Source organism: Pseudanabaena sp. 'Roaring Creek' (genome assembly GCF_001402795.1).
GTDB lineage: Bacteria > Cyanobacteriota > Cyanobacteriia > Pseudanabaenales > Pseudanabaenaceae > Pseudanabaena.
This window is the reverse complement of record NZ_LIRE01000727.1, coordinates 1-5,207: the sequence shown is the minus strand read 5'-3', so window position 1 is coordinate 5,207 and position 5,207 is coordinate 1. Positions and strand designations below refer to the sequence as shown.

3 protein-coding genes are annotated in these 5,207 nt (G+C 40.5%); 2 read left to right on the top strand and 1 reads right to left on the bottom strand.

Annotated features, from left to right (window positions below):
- Positions 1–613 precede the first annotated feature (613 nt).
- Positions 614–1,444, top strand: a complete 831-nt coding sequence (locus AC805_RS21400; RefSeq protein WP_055077283.1) for a septal ring lytic transglycosylase RlpA family protein — start codon at positions 614–616, stop codon at positions 1,442–1,444.
- Positions 1,445–1,478: 34 nt separating this feature from the next.
- On the opposite strand, the gene AC805_RS21395 is transcribed toward AC805_RS21400, so the two are convergent.
- Positions 1,479–2,369, bottom strand: coding sequence for a vWA domain-containing protein (locus AC805_RS21395; protein WP_055077282.1), 891 nt, complete (start codon positions 2,367–2,369; stop codon positions 1,479–1,481).
- Positions 2,370–3,198: 829 nt separating this feature from the next.
- On the opposite strand from AC805_RS21395, the gene AC805_RS21390 reads away from it, so the two are divergent.
- On the top strand, positions 3,199–4,722 hold the full coding sequence (locus AC805_RS21390) for an adenylate/guanylate cyclase domain-containing protein (RefSeq protein ID WP_055077281.1): 1,524 nt from the start codon (positions 3,199–3,201) through the stop codon (positions 4,720–4,722).
- The last annotated feature ends 485 nt before the right edge of the window (positions 4,723–5,207 follow it).

Below are 5,207 nucleotides of genomic sequence, written 5' to 3'. Positions count from 1 at the left end.
TTTGCGCTCAAATCAAAACTAAAAACTCTAGCAGCACATACCTTTTGGGCGCACTACTACCAACCATTCACTAGGAAGGGAGCAACGCAACATAATAGCTGCCGCCAACTCTAGCAGAGCAATACCAAAGCTCAAAATGGCTAAGCCATTTTGAGCTTTGAAAACCCTTATACCAATTCCCAAAAGTGTGACAACACTTTCGGGAATCAAAGCCCAAAAGAGGTTTGCCGCTCGGAGCACGGCAAACCTCTTTTGGGCTTTGATTTTGTCCTAGATGGCGATACTCGGCAAAGTTTTAACTGAATTTTTCTGTCAAATTGTATACAAGAAGTTTTATCTCTTTCTAAAGGATGATTTGTGATCCCCACTAATATCGTAGTTTAAAAAATGGTCATTAACTTAAAGTGATTTCAAACCTCATATATTAAGCTCTTAAATTTAAAATTCACTGATTTAATGCCAATCCTAGTCTTTTAATTATTAAAAACCAATAAATAGGTCTTTTCCACACACTTTTCCACACACTTTTCCACATAGTTGTATAGGGATTATGTAAGCTTATTTTCGACTAAACATCTTTCTAAACATCTTTGTTGCTTAATATCTAAAGCTTATGTCCAGTCTGTCATCAATCGTAGCGATCTCTTTGAGTTCGCTAATTTCTAGCGCGTCTTCACCAATTTTTGTTAATAAATTTGTAAACTATGGAATTGACTGCGATCTCTGTATAGCGAATAGACAATTGCACTCAAATAATGGCAATTCAATAAGTCTTAATCAACCCAAATATGCGATCGAACTTCGCTTAAAGTCAGATGATGAATGGATGATCGTGGTCAATCGACAACCTACATTTTGGCTTAAAGATTTGCCGAAAGCAGCGATCGTTACCGCGAAACTTGCCCTCATCATGAATAGCCCAGAATTCGATCCCAATAGGTTTGAACCATTAGTCATCAATGGTGAATACATTGGTAAGTATAAAAACGATATTTTATTTAAACTACCTAAGTCTGAGGTGGTTAATCCTTCCCTTAACTTGACTCAATGGATTAATAATTTGCGCGTTAGTGCGGGTGCAGAGCCGCTAACTCTGGTTGAAGCGCAAAAACAAATGTTTCAATTGGCAAGCACTAACGAACAAATTGATGGGATTGCTTCTTGGTATGGTCCCTATTTTCAAGGTAGACAGACTGCTTCGGGCGAGCAGTTCGAGCAGCAAGACTTTACGGCGGCGCATCCCAGTTTACCCTTTGACACCTATCTCAAAGTTACTAACCAGAATAATGGTCGCTCAGTGGTAGTCAGAATTAACGATCGCGGTCCCTATGTTGGCGATCGCAATCTTGATTTGTCCCATGCCGCAGCGATCGCCCTTAACAGTGATGAGGTTGGCGTTGTCCCAATTACCGCCACGGTATTAGTCCCGCCCAAGAATAACTAGGATGGACTTAGCGGGATCTCAGCAGGATCTCGCTTTACCTTAGGTTTTCCGTACGCGTCCCGATATCGAGAAACTGGATTAGCTTAACTGGATCGGCATTAAACATAAAAGCCCTCGCATCGGGATTAATTTTATAGCCTTCTTTTTCCGCTGCCTTTTGAGCAGCATAGGGAAGAGGACTAGATAGATCGAACATTAATCTGGCATAGGGATCGCTCAGCACCTCCGCCGTATTAGGAAAAGATACGGGCTGGGTATACTCAGCCGAAAGATGGATATTGTAAAGCAGTACCGACCCATCAGTAGTGCTCAATTTTTTGAGCGCGATCGCTTCTTCGGTTGGATCGCCATCGGTAGACTCCCCATCGGTAATGTTGATAATTGTGGGTGGATAACTATTGGGATGTTTCTCAATCCATTCCGTTAGTAGAATTCTGGCGAGGGCAAATACACTGCACATCGCCGTACCACCGCTAGCGATCGGCTTAAACCAGATGGGAAAATCATTGTAGACTTCTACTAGCCCACCCATACCATCAGGTAATTTCTGAGCGCGTTTTTCCAATTCGACAGGATTTTCGTAAATCTTGCCAATGGGCGCGATCGCTGTTTCCCCAGCCAAACCATCCAGCGCCGAGGCAACTTCACTATTGTATCCAATTACACCAACATCAAAATAATCGTAAATCTCATTACCCTTGACACATCTTTGTCCGAGGGAGTCAAGCAAACGATTTACGGCATCGGCAACCGCCTGCGCCTTTTGGATCGATTCACTTGTCTTATGTAAGCTTTCATTCGCTCCCTTGGTCGTTCCCTTAGTAGCACTATCATTAGAGAATGTATCCGCCATCGATCCAGATTGATCAATGAGGAATAGGAAACAACTGGGTTGGCGACGGCTAATTTCTGCTGAGTAAGGCATATTAAACTTACCCGATTCCTTATTTAGTATGTCTCAAGAATTAATCTCAGTCTAGCAAAGGTAAGCTAAATAAAAAACTTCCTGTCCAAAATTCAGCTATTTAACTTAAGCAACTTAAGCGATTTATTACAGCTACTTCCGAACAAACGAATCACAAGAAATTTCTTGGTTCGATTTTGAACGCAAAATGTTTTACAGCTGTCGCCAAGTGTACTAGGACATAAAACCCAAGAATTAATTGGTGGCGCGCCGCGCCGCCAATTAATTCTTGGGTTTTGATTTGTCCTAATTTAAGTGACTGTAGCTATACAGTGTTTTACGATCAAATCCAAACCAAGAAACTTTTTAAAAGAGTTGCTTTGAAACTCTTTTAAAAAGTTTCTTGTGGTTCTTTGGATCGAAAATTACTGAAAGTAGCTAAGAGTAAACTTACTCGCGCTATGACAAAAATAAAGCCCAAGAAGAGAAGGTTAGAGCCTCGTGCCAACCTTCTCTTCTTGGGCTTTACGTATAAATATATTTGGCGATATTTGGCGATCGCTATAAATGATTTAGGACAGCAAACTCCTACGTTGCTATAGAAAAAATTTTAATCCAGAATAATTTCCATATATTTTGTGTAAATCAAGTGCAAACCTCTTGAAAATCACTTAAAAATACAAATTATATCTTTTTTATTTAACAAATTCGAGCAGAGAAAACAGCCTAGTACGATTGAAGCTCTAATCGCTCAGCATTATAGCGTTTGTTTCTACTTTATTAATCGTTATGATATTTAGCATGGGCGGCAAAAAACTCCCAAGCCAAACAAACCTATAGCTTTTAACCCATGTCATCTATCAATCTTAAAAAGGTATTGCTGAAACCAGAAATATTATCCTTATTAAGGGGAATGACAGCTAATCTCACTTCTGCGATCGCCATTCAAGATCGGGAAGGGCAGTTGCTGATCTCAGATTTGGGTATGCATGGGGAGATTGCGCAAAATAATGCTCAAAACAATGCTCAAAACAATACCAATAACACCAATAACAACATAGAAGAAAAATACGAAAGACTAGGATTAGAAAAGGAAGTTAAAAAAATCCCCATTTTATTGGGGGATGAAATATTAGGCTGGGCGATCGGAAAAGAACAGGTCGAACTGGTCGCTGATTTTGCGAGCTATTTTGTCAAGCGTGAATTCGAGCAGAAAACCCTAGTGGCGGATGCTTTAGATAAGTACCGCGAGATTAACCTTCTCTACACGATCACCAGCAAACTATCCACCTGTTTAGATGTAAAAGAAATAGGAGATCTCGTGATTGAAGAGTCTAGTCGCCTCATCCCTTCAACTAGCGTATCTGTGATGATTTATAAACCACAAACGAATTGCCTAGAAATTATTGCGGCTAAAGGCACTGCGGAATCATTAAATTATTCACAAATCCCTATTGATCGGGGGATTGCGGGGCATGTGTTTGCCACGGGTAAAGCTGAATTAGTAAATGATGCGTCTAAAGATCCCCGTTATCTCACCAATGAAAATGAATGCTATGCCCTCATATGTGCGCCAATTATTAATAAAAACAGAACGATTGGGGTCATCAATATTAGTAATTCTGAGACGGTAAACTATACATCTCAGGAGCTTAAGCTCTTTACGGCGATCGCAAGCCAAGCTTCGGGCGCGATCGAAAATGCTTTCCTGCATGAGAGTAAACTACGGGAACAACGAATTAAAAATAATTTAGAACGTTACCTATCACCACAGGTAGCGGAGGCAGTAATTAATGAGAAGGAAGAGATATCCTTAAATACGAGTAAACGGAAAATAGCAATGCTATTTTCCGACATTCGGAATTTTACGACTAAGTGTGAGGAACTGGAACCAGAACAACTAGTCACTTATCTGAATGAGTATTTTACGCAGATGGTGGACGTTATTTTCAATCACCAAGGGACGGTGAATAAGTTTGTAGGCGATATGATCGTGGCAATGTTTGGCGCACCTTCAGCGATCGCCGATCGCGAATATTGGGCAATCTCGGCGGCAATCAATATGCAAAAGCGGATTAAGAATTTGCCGATTGAATGGATTCGCGAGAATTTTATTACAGGAATTGGGATTAGTTCGGGAGATGTCATCGTCGGTAATATCGGTTCGCCCCAGCATATGGACTACACGGCGATCGGTGATGAAATGAATATTGCATCGCGATTGCAAGGTTTAGCTAAGGGAGGGCAGATTTTAGTAACTCGCAGTGTTTACGATGCTACCCAATCCAATTTTGAGTTTCGTGAGTTTGGTACTTTGCCTGTTAAAGGAAAGAAGAATCTAGTAGAAATTTTTGAGGTGATCTATCAAGATTAGTCGGCAAGATTAAGTAGCTAAGGGACTTGCCAGTAATTAACGTGCCTGTGGCTTCGACTCCGCTCAGCCAAAGTTAGCTGAGCGGAGTCGAAGCTAGATAACTGGGTGGGACATTTTTTATCCGCAAGAGCCTAAGCCAGAGAACATAAAGCCCGCTATGCGAGCTTTACGTTCTCTGGCTTAGCTATTCATACCAATTCATGAAATACCAATTCATGAAAGTGTGACAACACCTTTGTGAATTAAAAACTAAACCTCGTAAGGGTTCTCAAGTTAAGAAATGGTTACGCCATTTCTTAACTTGGTAGTTAGTCAAAATTAGTTAAGCAAATTAGTTAAGCAAATTTTATAAAAACTGTCCTTCTCACTCCTAGAATGCCAATCTGTCCTCACCAATGAAAATCTTGATTGGTGCAGGCAAAGAGTACTTTCCTAGATCGCTTTTATAGCTATAGCCAAATAAGTTAAGACATAAAACCCAGAAG